The organism is Candidatus Protofrankia datiscae (assembly GCF_000177615.2).
Classification (GTDB): domain Bacteria; phylum Actinomycetota; class Actinomycetes; order Frankiales; family Frankiaceae; genus Protofrankia; species Protofrankia coriariae.
Genome location: NC_015656.1, coordinates 2,462,050 through 2,479,642 on the forward strand (window position 1 = coordinate 2,462,050; position 17,593 = coordinate 2,479,642).

Sequence of the window (17,593 nt, forward strand, 5' to 3'; positions counted from 1 at the left end):
GCTGGTTCACGCGAAGGAGCACCGGTTCACCCGAAGGAGCACCGTCTTTACCCCTGGGGGATGAGGCGCCGGCCGTGAACTGGTTCTACCGTTGGGACACCTACCCGCCGATCGGGCCGGCGGTGTCTTTCTTGAGCTTTCCCGGATTTTCCGGGACCGCGGGTACGCAGGAAAAGCTTGATCATACCCGTCGGTCCGGCGGAGCCGACCCACCGCGGCTCCGCCGGACCGTCGCTCGTGGGTGTGACCGTCGCCTGACCCTGGTCGGGCCAACCGGGATCGGAACGGAGCGCGTCGATGAGCCGAGTCACCGAACACGCCGAACACTGGGCGCAGGGGATCACGAGTGACACCGATGTGGCGATCTCGCTGTACACCGACAGCGACTCGGAAGCTCCTCGTTTCGAGGTACTTGAGGCGGTCACGACCACCGGGGGAGGCGGGTCGCGTTCCGTAACCGTCCTGTGGCACCAAAGTGGCGAGCACCCTGCCGGATACCAGGACCCGTCAACCGGCGACGAAAGTCTTTCCGTTCGGGACCAAACCTGGCGGTTGGCCGACGCCGACGGCAGAATTGACCGTGAGCCGGCCACCTGGAACGACGCCCCGGTATTTCAGCGGATCGGGCCGCCGGTCCCCACCCCGCACTCCTGGGAGAAGGATGCCGACCCCGGTTCGTCGGTCTGAACAGGCGGACCGAAGGTGACACCACTCCGCCGATCGTGGAGGTACCGGTGACATTACCGCATGCATGGCACCAACGGCTGAGGCTGCCGGCGGTGGCGGCGCCGATGACCGACGTGTCAGGCCCCGATCTCGTGATCGCCGCCGCCGTGAACGGCATCATCGGCACTTTTCCCACCCATAACGCGAAAAGTGCCGACGAACTGGAGGAATGGCTGTCGCGCATTACCGCGGCGACAGGGCCCGCCGGGTCCGCGCAGGCCGCCCCGGTGGGCGCCAACCTCGTCGTGCACCGGTCCAACACGCGGCTCGCCAGCGACCTGGACAGCCTGCTGCGGCATCGTCTGGAAATCGTCATCACCAGCGTAGGTTCTCCCGCGGCGGTGGTCGGGCCGCTGCACGACGCCGGCATCCTGGTACTGGCGGACGTGGCGAGCATACGCCACGCCCACAAGGCGATCGAGGCCGGGGTGGACGGCCTGGTGCTGCTGTCCGCCGGCGCCGGCGGACAGACCGGGTGGGCCAACCCGCTCTCCTTCGTACGGGCCCTGCGGGACGACTACGACGGGATCCTGGTCCTGGCCGGCGGCATCAGCGACGGTTACGGCGTGTTGGCCGCCCGCGCCGCCGGTGCCGACCTGGCCTATCTCGGCACCCGCTTCATCGCCACCACCGAAAGCCTGGCCTCCGACGCGTACCGGCAGGCCGTCGTCGCGGCCACTCTCGACGACATCGCCGCATCGGTGCAGGTCAGCGGCCTACCAGCGAACGTACTCAGAAGCTGGCTCGAAGCCCAGGACATCACGCCGACCCCGCCCGCAGGGGGGGCCGGCGACGCTTCTCCCGGCTTCGCCCAGGACCGGCTGCTCGCCCAGCAGAACGTCTGGGCGGCTGGCCACTCGGTGTCCGGCATCGACGAGGTTCTCGACATTCCGAAGCTGGCGGAGCGGCTTGCCCGCGAATACCAGCAGGCCCAGGACCTGCTGCTACCGGCGGCAGCGAACGGTATTTCCAGAAGGTGGAGGTAGAGCACGCATGTGGGGCACGCTGCCAACGGTTTTCGATCGGGTCACCCTGTACTACGCCGATTCAACGGCGATCATTGACGGTGATCGTCGGCTGACATACCGGCAGACGCGGCAATGGGCCAACCGGGTTGCGAACGGGCTCATCGCGTTAGGGGTCGCCAAGGGGGAGCGGGTCGGCCTGCTGCTGCCCAACGTCCTGGAGTTCATCCCGTCCCAGCACGGCATCTGGAAGGCCGGCGCGGTGCTGGTGCAGCTGCCGACTCGGGCCTCCGCGTCCGGCCACCGCAGCAACCTCAAGCAGGCCGAGGCGACCACGCTCATCTACCACGCGCAGTTCGACTCGACCGTCGCCGAGGTGGTGGCCGGGCTGCCCAACCTGCGCCACGTCATCCGGCTCGACGACGGGCGCGGGCCCGCGGAGACCACCGTCGCCGGTGTCGTCGACTATGCGAAGCACTTCGAGTCGCAGTCGGACACGGCCCCCTCGGTGGACATCGACGAGCACGACGAGGCGTACGTGCTGTTCACCTCCGGCAGCACCGGCGAGCCGAAAGGTGTGATCAACTCTCATTTCACCTGGGCGCACTACAGCATCACCGCCGGTCTGGAGATCGGTGACATCAGGCCTGGTGAGATCTTCGCCCACGGCGCCCCGCTGACCCACTTCACCCAGATCTTCGTGCTGCCGACCTTCCTGCGCGGCGGCACGAACGTGATGCTGCCGGGACTGGACGTCAACACCCTCCTCGAGAAGATCGAGAAGGAGAAGGTGACGGCCACGGCCCTGGTCCCGACGATCATCTATCTGCTGCTCGACCACCCGGACCGGAAGAAGTTCGACCTCTCGTCGCTCAACACCATCGTCTACGCGGGTGCCCCGATCGCTCCGGAGCGTCTGCGTGAGGCACTCGACGTGTTCGGCCCGATCTTCATCCAGGCCTATGCCGGCACCGAACCGGGGTACGTCTCCAGCCTGCGCAAGCAGGACCACCGGGTGGACACCGAGAAGGACATCAAGCGGCTGGCGTCGGCCGGTCGGCCCCTGCCGTACGTGTCGGTGACCATCCAGGACGACGACGACCGCCCGCTGCCCGTCGGCGAGGTCGGCGAGGTCACCTCCAAGCAGCTCGGCCAGATGCTCACCTACGTCGACGCCTCGCGTAACGCGGAGGCGCTGCGCGACGGCTGGGTACACACCGGGGACATCGGTCACCTCGACGAGGACGGCTTCCTCTACATCGTCGACCGCAAGAAGGACCTGGTGGTCAGCGGTGGGTTCAACGTCTTCCCACGGCAGGTGGAGGACGTGCTGCTGACCCACCCGGCGGTCGCCCAGGCGGCTGTTTTCGGCATTCCGCACCCGAAGTGGGGCGAGGCCGTACACGCCGTCGTGGTCGCCCGGTCCGGGCAGCAGGTCGACGAGAGCGAGCTGATAAACCACGTCAAGCGCGAGCTGGGCAGTGTGCCCGCGCCCAAGTCGATAGAATTCACCGACCAGCTGCCGGTCAACCCGGCCGGGAAGGTCGACAAGAAAACGATTCGCGCGCCCTACTGGGCCGGCCGGACCCGTCAGATCGGATAGCTCCGCCGCCCCTCGGCCGGTGTTCACCCTGGCCGTCTGATCAGGGTGAACACCAGACCGATCGGCGCGAGACGAGGAAGAACCCCCAAGCCATGGGAATGACGATGAGTGCTCAAAGCAGTACCGGCCATCCCGGCCCGGAGACTTCCGTGGTGGACCCCGCCCATTTTCGCGACGTCCTTTCGCGTTTCGCGAGCGGGGTCGTCGTCGTGACGGCGATAGTCGGGGACAGGCCGGCCGGCCTGACCTGCCAGTCGTTCACGTCGCTGTCCCTGCAGCCGCCGCTGGTGCTGTTCTGCCCGGCCAAGTCGTCCACGTCGTGGCCTTCGGTGGCGGCGGCGGACAGCCTGTGCATCAACATCCTGAGCGAGGGGCAGGACGAGGTCAGCAACGGGTTCGCGCGCAGCGGCGCGGACAAGTTCGCCGGCGTCGGCTGGACGCTGCTGCCCAACGGCGCGCCGGCGCTGGACAGCGCCGTCGCCCACATCGGCGCCCGGATAGCCACGGTCTACGACGGGGGCGACCACCACATCGTCACCTGTCACGTGGAGTCCCTCCAGACCCCCGGGGAGCGCGATCCGCTCCTCTACTACCGGAGCAAGTATCGGCGTATCCGGTCGCTGGACTAGCCTGGCTGGCCGGCATCACAAGCCATCCGCGTCCAAAGGAGGACAAGGTGTCCGTACCGCATTACGGGTTGTTCATCGACGGAGAATGGGTCGACTCCGCCGAGAAGTACGAGATTCGCAGTCCCGCGACGGACGAGCTGGTGGCAACGGTCGCCAAGGGCGGGACCGCCGACGTGGACCGGGCGGTTGCCGCCGCCAAGGCCGCGCACGAGGCGGGGCAGTGGCGGCGTACCCCGCCGCAGGAGCGTGCCGCGGTGCTGCACGCGGTCGCGGACCGCCTGGAGAAGCGGCTGCAGGAGTTGGCGGCCCTGCAGACCCGGGAGAACGGCGCGACGATCCGCGTCACCGGGGCCCTGCACCTTGGCCTGTCCATCGCCCAGCTGCGTTACATCGCCGACCTCGCGACGACCTACGAGTTCGAGAAGAACGGGCCCGAGATCGGGCCGATCCCGGCCGTGGGTGTGCTGCGCCGCGAGCCGCTGGGCGTGGTGGCCGCGATCGTGCCGTGGAACATCCCGCTGCTGGTCATCGTCTGGAAGGTCGGCCCGGCGCTGGCCGCGGGCAACACCGTCGTGCTCAAGCCCGACGAGCACTCGCCGCTGGTCGCGCTCGAGCTGGCCAAGGAGTTCGAGGCCGCCGGTCTGCCCAAGGGCGTGCTGAACCTCGTCACCGGTGACGGCGACCCGGTGGGCGCCCACCTCAGCGGCCACCCGGACGTCCGCAAGGTGGCCTTCACCGGGTCGACCGAGGTGGGCAAGAGCATCCTGAGCAAGTCCGCCGACACGGTCAAGCGGGTCACCCTCGAGCTCGGCGGCAAGGGGCCGAACGTCGTCCTCGACGACGCGGACGTGCCACTGGCCGTCGACGGAGCGCTGTTCGCGGCCCTGGCCAACAACGGGCAGGCCTGCGAGGCGGGAACCAGGCTGCTGGTGCCGAACAGCCTGAAGGAGGAGTTCCTCACCAGGCTGGTGGAGCGGGCGAAGACCCTCAAGCTCGGCAACCCGCTGGACCTCGCCACCGACGTCGGCCCGGTGATCAGCTCCGGGCAGCGGGACCGCATCCTGGGCTACATCGAGTCCGCCCGGGCGGACGGCGCCACCATCGCGCTCGGCGGCGGGGTGCCGCAGGGGCCGGAGTTCGCCACCGGGAACTGGGTGGAGCCGACCATCGTCACGGACGTCACCAACGACCAGCGCATCGCCCGGGAAGAGGTCTTCGGCCCGGTGCTGACCGTGCTGACCTACGACTCCGTGGACGAGGCGATCAAGATTGCCAACGACACGAACTACGGCCTGTCGGCCGGGGTGTGGGGACGTGACGAGTCCCGGGCGCTGGACGTGGCCCGGCAGCTGGACGCCGGCATGGTCTACGTCAACGACTGGCACGTGATCAACCCGGCCTACCCGTTCGGCGGCTACAAGCAGAGCGGCCTGGGGCGCGAGGGTGGCCCGAACGCGCTCGACGCCTACACCGAGCAGAAGTACATCGCGGTCGACCGCAGCGGCGGACTGGAGAACCGGGCGGCGTTCGCCCTGGTACTGGGGACGCCGCCCGCATAAGTGACGGGCCTGAAGGAAACAGCGCGGTGCCGACACCCTGTCGGCACCGCGCGCCGATGCCGACGGCGCGTCCATCCGGCGTGAGCCGGGTATGAACGACTGCCGTCGCCGGTGTCGGCGACATCCCAGAAAGGGAACCTGATCGTGTCAGCCGAGGCGTACATCTACGAGGCGGTTCGGACCCCTCGAGGAAAGGGAAAGAAAGGGGCGCTGCATGGCACGAAGCCGCTGGACCTCGTGGTGGGCCTCATAGACGAGGTGAAACAGCGGCTTCCGCAACTGGATCCGGCATACGTCGATGACGTGGTCCTGGGAGTTGTCTCCCCGATCGGGGACCAGGGCGGTGACATCGCGAAGGCGGCGGCGATCGCGGCCGGCCTGCCCGACACGGTGGGCGGAATACAGGTCAACCGTTTCTGCGCCTCGGGCCTGGAAGCGACCAACATCGCGGCCCAGAAGGTGCGCTCGGGGTGGGACCGGCTGGTCTTCGCCGGCGGCGTCGAGTCGATGTCGCGGGTGGGGATACTCTCCGACGGCGGACCGCTGTTCAACGACCCGGTCACGACCTATGACCACTACTTCGTCCCGCAGGGCATCGGCGCCGACCTCATCGCCACGATCGAGGGCTTCAGCCGCGAGGACGTGGACGCGTACGCCGTGCGTTCGCAGGACCGCGCGGACGCGGCCTGGCGCAACGGCTACTTCGCACGTTCGGTGGTACCGGTCAGGGACGTCAACGGGGTCGTGATCCTGGAGCACGACGAGCACCGCCGGCCCGGCTCGACAGTGGAGTCCCTCGGCGGGCTGAAGCCGTCCTTCGAAGGTCTCGGCCGCTCGGGCGGGTTCGACGCCGTCGCGCTGCAGAAGTACCACGAGGTCGAGAAGATCAACCATGTCCACACCGGGGGGAACTCCTCGGGCATCGTCGACGGCGCGTCGCTGCTGCTCATCGGTGGGGAGCAGGCGGGCAGGGAACTCGGCCTGACACCGCGCGGCAGGGTTGTCGCCACGGCGATCAGCGGGGCCGACCCGACCATCATGCTGACCGGGCCGAAGCCGGCGACGGAGAAGGTGCTCGCCACCGCCGGGCTGACCCTGGACGACATCGACATCTTCGAGCTCAACGAGGCGTTCGCGTCGGTGGTACTCAAGTGGATCGGGGATCTGAAGATCCCCGAAGAGAACGTGAACGTCAACGGCGGGGCGATCGCGATGGGGCACCCGCTCGGTGCCACCGGCGGGATGCTGGTCTCCACCGTGCTCGACGAACTCGAGCGCAGGGAGCAGCGTCGGGGGCTCATCACGCTGTGCATCGGCGGTGGTATGGGCGTGGCCACGATCATCGAGCGCGTGTGAACATGTCGACGGATACGGGTGGACCGACTATGGCGTACACAGAAACCATCCAATGGGCGCACGACCCCGACGGCGTTGTCGTGTTGACCCTGGATGACCCGCAGGCTTCGGCGAACACCCTCAACCGGGACTTCGTCGAGTCGTTGCAGGCAGCCGTCGACAGGCTCGAGCGGGAGAAGGAGACGATCACCGGGGTCGTTCTCACGTCCGCGAAGAAGACCTTCTTCGCCGGCGGCAACCTCAACGAGCTCAGGGCGCTGCGCAAGGAGGACGCCGCGGAGTTCACCGCGCACCTCAACCGGATCAAGGGGCTGCTGCGCGCCCTGGAGACCTACGACCGGCCGGTCGTGGCCGCCTTCAACGGCGCCGCCCTCGGCGGCGGTCTCGAGCTCGGGCTGGCCACCCACCACCGGATCGCCGCCGACGTCCCGGGCAACCAGATCGGTCTGCCGGAGGTCGGGCTCGGGCTGCTGCCCGGCTGCGGCGGGGTGGTGCGGACCGTGCGCATCCTCGGCGTCGTCGACGCCCTGAACAAGGTGCTGCTGCCCGGCACCCGGTTCAGCCCGGCCGACGCGGTCGAGGTCGGGCTGGTCGACGAGATCGTGGCGACCATCCCCGAGCTGGTCCCCCGGGCCAAGGAGTGGATCCAGAAGAACCCCGAGGCGCGCCAGCCGTGGGACGTCAAGGGCTTCCAGATACCCGGCGGGGCACCGGACTCCCCGTCGCTGGCGCCGGTCCTGCCCAGCCTGACAGCCAAGCTGCGTGCCCAGCTCGGCGGCTCGCCACTTCAGGCGCCGCGGGCCATCGTCGCCGCCGCCGTGGAGGGCGCGCAGGTCGACGCCGACACGGCGTCGCTGATCGAGACCCGGTACCTGATCCACCTGGCCACCGGCCAGGTGGCCAAGAACCTGATCCAGGCGTTCTTCTTCGACACCCAGCACATCAAGGCCGGTGGTAGCCGGCCGGCCGGGTTCGACCGCTTCCAGGCGCGCAAGGTCGGTGTTCTCGGGGCCGGGATGATGGGCGCGGGTATCGCCTACGCGGCGGCGAAGGTCGGGATCGAGGTGGTCCTGAAGGACGTCAGCCTCGCCGCCGCCGAGCGTGGCAAGGCCGGTGTCGAGAAGACCCTCTCCAGGGCGGTGGCCAAGGGGAAGACGCCGCAGGCAGAGGCGGACGCGATACTCGGCCGAATCCTGCCGACGGAGGATCCGGCCGACTTCGCCGGGGTCGACTTCGTCGTCGAGGCGGTCTTCGAGAGCGTCGAGCTCAAGCACAAGGTCTTCGGCGAGATCGAGGAGATCGTCGATCCGGACGCGGTGCTCGGGTCGAACACCTCGACCCTGCCGATCACCCTGCTGGCGCAGGGGGTCCAGCGGCCGGAGGACTTCATCGGCATCCACTTCTTCTCACCGGTCGACCGGATGGCCCTGGTCGAGATCATCAAGGGTGAGCGCACCTCGGAGCGCACCCTGGCCAGGGTCTTCGACTTCGTGCAGCAGATCCGCAAGACGCCCATCGTCGTCAACGACAGCCGCGGGTTCTTCACCAGTCGGGTCATCATCGCCTTCCTCAACGAGGCGGTCGCGGCCGTCGGTGACGGCATCGCTCCCGCCAGCATCGAGCAGGCCGCGTTGCAGGCCGGCTATCCCGCCGGCGCGCTGCAGCTCATCGACGAGCTCACGCTGACCCTGCCGAGGAAGATCCGCCAGGAGGCCAGGGCCGCGGTCGAGGCCGCCGGCGGGGTCTGGAAGGAGCACGCGGCGGAGGCGGTCATCGACCGGCTGATCGACGAGTTCGGGCGGCCGGGCCGTTCCGGCGGCGCCGGTTTCTACGAATACGACGACTCCGGCGGCCGGCAGGGACTGTGGCCGGGCCTTCATGAGGCGTTCCGGGTACCGGGCCGCACGATCCCGTTCGAGGATCTCAAGGAGCGGCTGCTGTTCGCCGAGACGCTGGAGGCCGTCCGCGCGCGGGACGAGGGGGTCATCACCTCGATACCCGATGCCAACATCGGCTCGTTGTTCGGCATCGGTTTCCCCTCGTGGACCGGTGGAGTGTTCCAGTACATCGACCAGTACAAGGGCGGAACAGCCGGATTCGTGGCGCGGGCGAACGAGCTGGCCGAGCGTTACGGCGAACGGTTCACCCCGCCGGACTCCCTGGTGCGGGCGGCGGCCGCGGGCGCGTCGTACGCATAGGGAGGGACCGGCACCGAAATGACTGTTGTACGTGCGACAGCGTCGTTGTGCATACGGCAGGATATTGCGCCGCCACATACGGTGGATCAATGTCCGTCATGTTTTTCGTGTCGCACGGCCGGAGGCCCTCAAGGAGTACTGGTTGAAAGCCGTGCGGCCCTTGTGTCGCACGGTTGGAAGCCGCGGGGGAAACGCCGGCTGAAGGCTGTGTGATGCTTGTGTCGCACAGCCGGAAGCCTTGAGGGAAACGCAGCCAGGTGGAAGGGAGTGGATGTCGGTGTCCGTGGGGCTGAGCATCAGGCCAGACGTAGTCGATGACGGCCGGCCGCCCGATGGTGACCGGGTGGGTCGGCCTGGTCCGCAGGCGCAGGGGAGGGCGCGTAAGCGCTCGTTCAGTGCCGATTACAAACTGGCGATCCTGGCGGAGTACGAGGCGGCGACGACACCGGGTGCGAAGGGCGCCATTCTGCGCCGGGAGCAGCTCTACGCCGCGCATATCGCGGTGTGGCGCCGAGCCCGGGACGCCGGCGCGTTGGCGGAGCTGTCCCGGCCGATCGGCCGGCCGCCGGCGGACGCCCGGGACAGCGAACTGGCCGAACTGCGTGCGAAGAACGGGCGGTTGGAGAAGGAGTTGGCGAAGGCCCGGCTCGTGATCGACGTCCAGGGAAAACTGCACGCGCTCTTGGCGACGTTGTCCAGGAGCGCGCCCAGCGACGTCGGTGTGCCGACCTTCTCACAGAAGCAGAACGGCTGATAGCGGACGCAATGGCCGTACTGGTGCCCCAGATCGGTGTGACGGCGGCCTGTGCCGCGGTCGGCCGCTCCCGGTCCACGTACTATCGGCGCTACCGGGAAAGCTCGTGTCCGTCACAACAGCTGCCCGGGGAAGGCTGGCGGGTGACAGCGGCCGACGAGTCCGTGACCCAGGGGATATGACCGCGCTGCCCCTGGCTCACGAGCTGATGAACAATCCTTGGAGACGGTGTGGACTTCGGTGAGGACGCGGAGCTGCGGGCTCTGCGGGAGACGGTCGCGGCGATCTCCAAACCGTTTGGTGGCGCCTACTACACCGAGCGCTCGGAGGCCAGAAAGCCGACCAGTGAGATATGGGCGGCGCTTGCCGAAGCGGGCTTCATAGGCGTGAACCTCCCCGAGGAGTATGGCGGCGGGGGCGGCGGCATCGTCGAACTCGCCGCCGTCACCGAGGAGAGCGCGGCGGCGGGCTGCCCGCTGCTGCTCCTGCTCGTCTCGTCGGCGATCTCCGGCGAGGTGATCGCCCGTTTCGGCAGCGCCGACCAGAAGCAGCGCTGGCTGCCGGGCCTGTCCTCCGGTGCTCACAAGATTGTCTTCGCCATCACCGAGCCCGACGCGGGCTCGAACACCCACCGGATCTCGACACGGGCCGTCCGGGATGGTGACGACTGGCTTCTCACCGGCCAGAAGTACTACATTTCCGGTTTTGACGACGCCGCCGCCGTCCTGGTGGTGGCCCGTACCGGCACTGACGAGGCCAGCGGCAGGGCGCGCCTGTCGCTGTTCGTCGTGCCGACCGACACCCCCGGTCTGACCGCCCACCCGCTGCCGGTTGCCGCGCAGATTCCCGAGCGGCAGTTCACCCTCTTCTTCGACAGCGCCCGGGTCGCCTCCGACGCGCTTGTCGGCGACGAGGGGGACGGGTTCCGGCAGGTTTTCCACGGTCTGAACCCGGAGCGGATCACCGGTGCCGCGCTGTGCGTGGGGATTGCCCGGTACGCGCTGGGCAAAGCCGTCGACTACGCGCGCAACCGGCAGGTGTGGGACCAGCCGATCGGTACCTACCAGGGGATTTCACATCCGCTGGCGAAAGCAAAGATCGAAACCGACCTGGCCGCGTTGATGACCCACAAGGCGGCCTGGACACACGACCACGGCCTGCCCGCGGGCGAGCCGTCGAACATAGCGAAGTACGCCGCCGCGGAGGCCGCGCTCGCCGCCGTGGACCAGGCTATTCAGACCCATGGTGGCAACGGCATGTCCGTCGAGTACGGTCTGGTGCCGCTGTGGGGACTGGCCCGGACACTGCGCATCGCGCCAGTCAACCGGGAAATGATTCTCAATTACGTCGCGCAGCACAGCCTCGGCCTTCCTCGGTCGTACTGAGGGGATGTACATGACGATCGTCGCCACCCACCCCAGGGCAGTTGAAGGCACCCCGTTGCGGTCCCGCCTCAACACAGCCTCGGAGCTGTACCGCACCAACCGTGCGGCCCAGTTGAAGTTTCTGGCCGAGCTCGACGACCAGTTGGATCTCGCGCGGGCAGGCGGTGGACAACGCTACCGGCAGCGGCACCACGACAGGGGCCGGCTGCTGGTACGTGAGCGGATCGAGCTGTTGCTCGACCGCGACGCACCGTTCCTGGAGCTGTCCACGCTCGCCGCGTGGGGGAGTGAGTTCGCTGTCGGGGCAAGCGTCGTCAGCGGCATCGGAGTGGTCTCCGGTGTCGAGGTCGTGATCCTCGCGCATGATCCGACCGTGCGTGGCGGCGCGATGAACCCCTACTCGTTGAAGAAGACGCTACGTGCGCTCGAGATCGCCCGGCGCAACCGGCTGCCGGTGGTGAACCTCGTCGAGTCCGGTGGTGCCGACCTGCCGAACCAGGCCGACCTGTTCGTCCAGGCCGGGAAGATCTTCCACGACCTGTCCGAGCTCTCGGCACTGGGCATTCCCACCATCGCGCTCGTGTTCGGTAACTCCACCGCGGGCGGTGCGTACGTACCGGGTATGTGTGACTACACCGTGCTCGTGGACCAGCAGGCCAAGGTGTTCCTCGGCGGCCCCCCGCTGGTGAAGATGGCCACCGGCGAGGAGTCGAACGACGAGGACCTCGGCGGCGCCGCGATGCACGCCCGGGTCTCCGGGCTCGCCGACCACTTCGCCGTCGACGAGCAGGACGCGATCCGCATCGGCCGGCGCATCCTCTCCGAGATCAACTGGCGGAAGCTCGGCCCCGGCCCGAGCCTGCCGGCCGACCCGCCCCTCTACGATCCCGACGAGCTGCTCGGGATCGCGCCGTCGGACTTCCGTGTTCCCTTCGACCCACGCGAGGTGCTCGCCCGGGTCGTCGACGGCTCTCGCTTCGGTGAGTACAAGCCCGACTACGGCACGAGCATCGTGACCGGCTGGGCCTCCATCCACGGCTTCCCGGTCGGGGTGCTGGCCAACGCCAACGGCGTGCTGTTCAGCGAGGAGGCCAAGAAGGCCTCGGAGTTCATCCTGCTGGCCAACCAGGCCGACACGCCGGTGGTGTTCCTGCAGAACACCACCGGATACATGGTCGGCGCGGCCTACGAGCAGGGCGGCATCATCAAGGACGGCGCCAAGATGATCAATGCCGTCACCAACAGCCGCGTGCCGCATCTGACCGTCAACATGGCCGCCTCGTTCGGCGCCGGCAACTACGGCATGTCCGGTCGGGCCTACGACCCGCGGCTGATGTTCGCCTGGGTGGGCGCCAAGTGCGCCGTCATGGGCGCCGCCCAGCTCGCCGGCGTGCTGTCGATCGTCGGCAAGGCCGCGGCGGCCGCGGCCGGCCGGCCGTTCGACCAGGAGGCCGACGACCGGCGCCGCGAGGAGATCGAAGGTCAGATCAGCGCCGAGTCACACTCGTTCTTCATGAGTGGCAAGCTCTACGACGACGGTGTCCTCGACCCCCGCGACACCCGCACCGTGCTCGGTATCGCCCTGTCCGCCGCTCATTCGGGCCCGATCGAGGGGCGCCGCGGCTACGGCGTCTTCAGGATGTGAGTGCTGTGGTCACCAAGCTGCTGATTGCCAACCGCGGTGAGATCGCTTCGAGGATCATCCGCACCGCCCACGAGCTGGACATCGCCACGGTCGCGGTCTTCTCCGACCCGGACGCCGACGCCCCGTTCGCCCGCGAGGCCGACGAGGCGGTCCGGCTGCCCGGCGCGACCCCGACCGAGACGTACCTGCGGGGCGACCTGGTGATCGCCGCCGCCCAGCGCACCGGGGCCGACGCGATCCACCCCGGCTACGGCTTCCTGTCGGAGAACGCCGACTTCGCTCGGGCCTGTGCCGACGCCGGCATCACCTTCGTCGGGCCACCCCCGGACGCCATCGACGCGATGGGGTCGAAGACCAGGGCGAAGGAACTGATGGACAAGGCCGGGGTGCCCGTCCTGCCCGGCCTGGTCATCGACGCCGACCTGCTCGCCGACGGCGGACAGCTCTCCCAGGCCGCCGCGGACCTGGCGTTCCCGCTGCTGGTCAAGGCCGCCTACGGCGGTGGCGGACGCGGCATGCGCATCGTCCGCCAGGTCGACGAGCTCGCGGAGGCGGTCGCCGGCGCGCAGCGCGAGGCGGCCTCGGCGTTCGGGAACGCGACGGTGTTCCTGGAGCACTACGTCGAGCGTCCCCGGCACATCGAGGTGCAGATCTTCGCCGACCAGCACGGCAACGCGGTGCACCTGTTCGAGCGGGAGTGCTCCATCCAGCGCCGCTACCAGAAGATCATCGAGGAGGCCCCCTCAGTCGCCGTCGACGACGAGCTGCGCGAGCGCCTCGGCTCGGCCGCGGTCGCCGCCGCGAACGCGATCGGCTACGTCGGTGCCGGGACGGTGGAGTTCGTCCTCGACCAGCAGGGGCAGTTCTTCTTCCTCGAGGTGAACACGCGGCTGCAGGTCGAGCATCCGGTCACCGAGGAGATAACCGGCCTCGACCTCGTCCGCGCCCAGCTGCTGGTGGCCGAGGGCGCGCCCCTGCCCGACGAGCTGCGCCAGGCGCGCATCAACGGGCACGCCATCGAGGTCCGGCTGTACGCCGAGGACGTCCCGGCCGGCTTCCTGCCGGCGACCGGGACGGTGCACCACTTCGAGGTGCCGGCGCTGACGGGGATCCGCGTCGACAGCGGGATCGCCGACGGGTCGGTGATCGGCGTGCACTACGACCCGATGCTCGCCAAGGTCATCGCGCACGGCCCGACCCGGGCGGACGCCATCCGCCGCCTCGGCCGGGCCCTCGCCCGCACCCGGGTGGACGGCGTGACCACCAACCGTGAGCTGCTGGTGGGCATCCTGCGCGAGGAGGAGTTCCGCGCCGGCGCCATCGACACCGGGTATCTCAACCGGCACGACCCGGTGGCGCTGAGCACTCCGGCCCTGCCCGACGACGTCCTGGCGACCCATCTGCTGGCGGCCACGCTCACCGATGCCACGCGGCGCCGGGCGAACGCGGTGCTGCCGACGCTGCCGCCGGGGTGGCGCAACGTCCCGACCGAGGCCCAGCGCACCGTGCTGGAGGTGGCTGGCAGGGCGATCGAGGTCCGCTACCGCCAGTACGGCAACCGGGTCGAGGCCAGTGTGGACGGCCGCGCGCTGGAGGCGCTGGTCCACCGCATCGACGCCGGCCTGGTCGACATCACCGTCGACGGTGTCCGCGCGACCGTGTACGTGACCCGCGACGGGGCCGTCTTCCACCTCGACGGCCGCGGCGCCTCGACCGTGGCGCGGGAGGTCCCACGGTTCGTCGAACCGGGCGCGAACGTCGCCCCGGGCTCGCTGGTCGCCCCCATGCCGGGCACGGTCGTGCGGGTCGTCGTGGAGGAGGGCGCGACCGTCACCACCGGTGACGTGGTGCTGGTCCTGGAGGCGATGAAGATGGAGCACACCGTCACCGCCCCCCAGGACGGCGTGGTGGTGGAGATCAACGCACGCCAGGGCCAGACCGTCGACGGCGGCCATGTCCTGGCCGTGCTCGCCGCCGACGGTGAACAGTCATGACGGCACCGGTCACCCGCAACCGGGCGTTCCGGGAGAAGCGCACGCCGGTCTGGAGCGGACGCTGATGGCCGCCGACATCGGCCCGCTGCTGGCCGACCTGGCAGCCGAGACCGAGGAGCTGACGGCTGCGCTGCGCGGCCTTGACGAGCCCGACTGGCTCACGCCGACACCGGCCGCCGGCTGGGACATCAAGGACCAGGTCAGCCATCTGGCGTACTTCGACGACGTGACAACGCTCGCCGCGACCGACCCGGACCGCTTCGACATCGAGGTGAAGAAGCTGACCGGCCTCGGTGAGGACTTCGCCGCGCACGTCGCCCTGTGGTACCGGGACCGCTCGGGCAGCAAGCTGCTCACCTGGTTCGAGCAGGCGCGCGGCACACTGCTGGACACGCTGGGGGCGGTCGAGCCCGGGACGAAGCTGCCCTGGTTCGGCCCGCCGATGAGCGCCCCGAGCTCCGCCACCGCCCGGCTGATGGAGACCTGGGCGCACGGGCAGGACGTCGCCGACGCCCTGGGGGTGCGGCGTGAGCCGACCGCCCGGCTGCGCCACATCGCGCACCTCGGCGTCGCGACGGTCCGCTGGAGCTTCGTCGTCCGGCAGCTGCCCCCGCCCGACAGCCCGATCCGGATCAGCCTCACCGCCCCCGACGGCTCGCTGTGGCAGTGGGGGCCGCCGGACGCGGCCGACGTCATCACCGGCCCGGCGCTCGACTTCTGCCTGCTCGTCACCCAGCGTCGCCACCACGCGGACCTCGGCCTGCGGGCCACCGGGGCCACCGCGGCCCGCTTCCTCGAGATCGCCCAGGTCTTCGCCGGGCCGCCGGGCCCGGGGCGTCCCCCCGGTGGGCAGCACCCGTGACAGCGATCCCCTCAGCAACCCCCTCGTCGGCCGTCCCATCGGCCTCGCAGGAAGGATGGTGCCGCACGTGACCACACCGGCCGCACAGCGGCGTCCGGTACGCATCGCCAACTGCTCGGGTTTCTACGGGGACCGTATCGACGCCGCGAAGCAGATGGTCGACGGTGGCCCGATCGACGTGCTGACCGGCGACTACCTCGCCGAGCTGACGATGCTGATCCTGTGGAAGGCCCGGCGTCGCGACCCCGAGGCCGGGTACGCCCGCACCTTCCTCACCCAGCTTGAGCAGGTGCTGGCCACCAGCCTGGAACGCGGCATCAAGATCGTCGCTAACGCCGGCGGCCTCAACCCCCGTGGCCTGGCCGAGCAGGTGACCAAGCTCGCCGCGGGCCTTGGGCTCTCCCCCCGCGTCGCCTACGTCACCGGTGACGATCTCGTGGGCCGCATCGACGAGCTGCAGGCGGCCGGCGAGCCGTTCGTCAACCTCGACACCGGACGCAAGCTCGCCGAGCTGGGCGTGCAGCCGGTGACCGCCAACGCCTATCTCGGCGGATGGGGCATCGCCGCCGCGCTGGAGGCGGGCGCCGACATCGTCGTGACGCCCCGGGTGACCGACGCGTCCCTCGTGGTCGGCCCCGCGGCCTGGTGGCATCGCTGGGGACGGACCGACTGGGACCAGCTCGCCGGAGCGGTCGCGGCGGGCCACGTGATCGAGTGCGGCCCGCAGGCCTGCGGCGGCAACTACGGGTTCCTGTCGGAGGTCACCGACCGGCGCTACCCGGGATTCCCCATCGCGGAGGTGGCCGCCGACGGCAGCAGCGTGATCACCAAGCACCCCGACACCGGCGGCCTGGTCTCGGTCGGCACGGTCACGGCCCAGCTGCTCTACGAGATCGCCGGCCCTGCGTACGCCAACCCCGACGTCGTCGCCCATTTCGACACCGCCGAGCTGACGCAGGAGGGCCCGGACCGGGTGCTGCTCAGCGGCACCCGCGGCAGCGCCCCGTCGGACAAGCTGAAGGTCGCCGTGAACTACCTCGGCGGCTACCGCAACACGATGACCCTGGTCATCACCGGCCTCGACATCGAGGAGAAGGCCGCGTGGGCCCGCCAGGAGCTGTTCGACATCCTCGGCGGCGAGGACTCCTTCGACGCCGTCGACGTGCGGCTGCTGCGCTTCGACCACGACAACGCCGAGATCAACGCGCTGGCGACCGCGCACCTGCAGGTCACGGTCAAGGACCGTGATCCCGCGCGTGTCGGCCGGTCCTTCTCGAACGCGACCATGGCCCTCCCGCTGGGGGGTTATGCCGGCTTCCACACCACGACACCACCCACCAGCGAGAGCGCGTACGGCGTCTACTGGCCCACGCTCGTCGCCCGGGACGTCGTCACCCAGCGGGTCGTGCTCGACGACGGCTCCGAGTTCGTCATCGAGCACAGCCCGTCGGCGCCGCAGCCCCCGGCCGCCGCGGAGGAGCCCGTGGGCGTGACGACCACCCCGCCGGTGGGCACGGGCGAACGGGTGCGGGTCCCGCTCGGGCGTCTGGCCGGCGCCCGCTCCGGGGACAAGGGCGGCAACGCGAACGTGGGTATCTGGGCCCGGGACGACGCCACCTACGCCTGGCTCGCCGCCGAGCTGACCACGCGGAAGTTCGCCGAACTGGTACCGGAGGCCGCCAGCCTGGAGATCCGCAGGTACGAGCTGGCGAACCTGCGTGCGCTCAACTTCGTCGTCGTCGGGCTGCTGGGGGAGGGGGTCGCCTCGGCGACCCGCCCCGACCCGCAGGCGAAGGGTTTCGGCGAGTACGTGCGTTCTCGCCACATCGACGTACCCGCCGAGCTCGTCCGGTAGGAACGATCTCCTCCGGCGAAGGCCCGGTGGGAACGCGGCGGGGACGTGGCGACGTCGAGTTC

General features: G+C 69.5%; 13 protein-coding genes. All 13 read left to right on the forward strand.

The window, feature by feature from the left end:
- Window positions 1–297 precede the first annotated feature (297 nt).
- Window positions 298–687: a hypothetical protein gene (locus tag FSYMDG_RS10140; protein WP_013873432.1), complete on the forward strand. Its 390-nt coding sequence runs from the start codon at window positions 298–300 to the stop codon at window positions 685–687.
- 47 nt (window positions 688–734) lie between these two features.
- Entirely contained in the window at window positions 735–1,712 is a 978-nt protein-coding gene (locus FSYMDG_RS10145; protein ID WP_013873433.1) for an NAD(P)H-dependent flavin oxidoreductase, read from the forward strand.
- Window positions 1,713–1,719: 7 nt separating this feature from the next.
- Window positions 1,720–3,294, forward strand: coding sequence for an AMP-binding protein (locus FSYMDG_RS10150; RefSeq protein WP_013873434.1), 1,575 nt, complete (start codon window positions 1,720–1,722; stop codon window positions 3,292–3,294).
- A gap of 149 nt (window positions 3,295–3,443) precedes the next feature.
- The gene (locus tag FSYMDG_RS10155) at window positions 3,444–3,923 is read left to right on the forward strand and encodes a flavin reductase family protein (protein WP_013873435.1); all 480 of its coding nucleotides are present in this window, start codon (window positions 3,444–3,446) and stop codon (window positions 3,921–3,923) included.
- 47 nt (window positions 3,924–3,970) lie between these two features.
- Window positions 3,971–5,482, forward strand: a complete 1,512-nt coding sequence (locus FSYMDG_RS10160; protein ID WP_013873436.1) for an aldehyde dehydrogenase family protein — start codon at window positions 3,971–3,973, stop codon at window positions 5,480–5,482.
- 144 nt (window positions 5,483–5,626) lie between these two features.
- Window positions 5,627–6,838, forward strand: a complete 1,212-nt coding sequence (locus FSYMDG_RS10165; protein ID WP_043605993.1) for an acetyl-CoA C-acetyltransferase — start codon at window positions 5,627–5,629, stop codon at window positions 6,836–6,838.
- 29 nt (window positions 6,839–6,867) lie between these two features.
- Window positions 6,868–9,036 (forward strand): 3-hydroxyacyl-CoA dehydrogenase NAD-binding domain-containing protein, encoded by a 2,169-nt coding sequence (locus FSYMDG_RS10170; RefSeq protein ID WP_013873438.1) that lies wholly within the window; start codon window positions 6,868–6,870, stop codon window positions 9,034–9,036.
- Window positions 9,037–9,379: 343 nt separating this feature from the next.
- Window positions 9,380–9,790 carry a transposase gene (locus FSYMDG_RS10175; RefSeq protein ID WP_043603389.1) on the forward strand — a complete coding sequence of 137 codons (411 nt, stop codon included), beginning with the start codon at window positions 9,380–9,382 and terminating at the stop codon, window positions 9,788–9,790.
- Window positions 9,791–10,020: 230 nt separating this feature from the next.
- Window positions 10,021–11,175: an acyl-CoA dehydrogenase family protein gene (locus FSYMDG_RS10180; protein ID WP_013873441.1), complete on the forward strand. Its 1,155-nt coding sequence runs from the start codon at window positions 10,021–10,023 to the stop codon at window positions 11,173–11,175.
- Between the two features lie 10 nt (window positions 11,176–11,185).
- Window positions 11,186–12,820, forward strand: coding sequence for an acyl-CoA carboxylase subunit beta (locus FSYMDG_RS10185; protein WP_013873442.1), 1,635 nt, complete (start codon window positions 11,186–11,188; stop codon window positions 12,818–12,820).
- A gap of 5 nt (window positions 12,821–12,825) precedes the next feature.
- The gene (locus tag FSYMDG_RS10190) at window positions 12,826–14,814 is read left to right on the forward strand and encodes a biotin carboxylase N-terminal domain-containing protein (protein ID WP_013873443.1); all 1,989 of its coding nucleotides are present in this window, start codon (window positions 12,826–12,828) and stop codon (window positions 14,812–14,814) included.
- Between the two features lie 64 nt (window positions 14,815–14,878).
- Window positions 14,879–15,676: a TIGR03084 family metal-binding protein gene (locus tag FSYMDG_RS10195; RefSeq protein WP_013873444.1), complete on the forward strand. Its 798-nt coding sequence runs from the start codon at window positions 14,879–14,881 to the stop codon at window positions 15,674–15,676.
- Between the two features lie 55 nt (window positions 15,677–15,731).
- The gene (locus FSYMDG_RS10200; RefSeq protein WP_050803757.1) at window positions 15,732–17,531 is read left to right on the forward strand and encodes an acyclic terpene utilization AtuA family protein; all 1,800 of its coding nucleotides are present in this window, start codon (window positions 15,732–15,734) and stop codon (window positions 17,529–17,531) included.
- Window positions 17,532–17,593: the final 62 nt, after the last annotated feature.

Bases quoted from the DNA above. Each gene is read 5' to 3' on its own strand.
- FSYMDG_RS10140 (WP_013873432.1), top strand. From the start codon at position 298: ATGAGCCGAGTCACCGAACACGCCGAACACTGGGCGCAGGGGATCACG.
- FSYMDG_RS10150 (WP_013873434.1), top strand. From the start codon at position 1,720: ATGTGGGGCACGCTGCCAACGGTTTTCGATCGGGTCACCCTGTACTAC.
- FSYMDG_RS10170 (WP_013873438.1), top strand. From the start codon at position 6,868: ATGGCGTACACAGAAACCATCCAATGGGCGCACGACCCCGACGGCGTT.
- FSYMDG_RS10185 (WP_013873442.1), top strand. From the start codon at position 11,186: ATGACGATCGTCGCCACCCACCCCAGGGCAGTTGAAGGCACCCCGTTG.
- FSYMDG_RS10195 (WP_013873444.1), top strand. From the start codon at position 14,879: ATGGCCGCCGACATCGGCCCGCTGCTGGCCGACCTGGCAGCCGAGACC.
- FSYMDG_RS10200 (WP_050803757.1), top strand. From the start codon at position 15,732: ATGGTGCCGCACGTGACCACACCGGCCGCACAGCGGCGTCCGGTACGC.